This window comes from Clostridium sp. AM25-23AC (assembly GCF_003435125.1).
GTDB classification, from domain to species: domain Bacteria; phylum Bacillota; class Clostridia; order Lachnospirales; family Lachnospiraceae; genus Pilosibacter; species Pilosibacter fragilis.
Genome location: NZ_QWGI01000088.1, coordinates 1 through 247, shown reverse-complemented (window position 1 = coordinate 247; position 247 = coordinate 1). Strand labels below are relative to the sequence as shown.

The following is a 247-nucleotide window of genomic DNA, read 5'->3' as shown; positions in this document are numbered from 1 at the left end:
TGGCCCGAAGCAGAAAGGAGGCGGGAATCATGCCACGCAAACGGACGGGCTATGACGCGGCCTGCTATTACGACGGAAAACTGCTGGGGCGCTGTACCAAAGCGGACAGCGACGCCTATACCATGTTGATGAACGCCTGCGGCGGGGAGGCCGCCCGTGTCCTTCGGGAATATGCCTATTTTTCCCCGGAACTTCACGCCATCTTAGAAAAGGCGGCGCTCATGCAGGCGGACCGGAGCCGGACGGG

Annotated in this window: 1 pseudogene; it reads left to right on the top strand. The window is 61.5% G+C overall.

The window, feature by feature from the left end:
• A pseudogene (locus DW677_RS17985) lies at nucleotides 1-247 on the top strand (hypothetical protein); the annotation flags it as partial.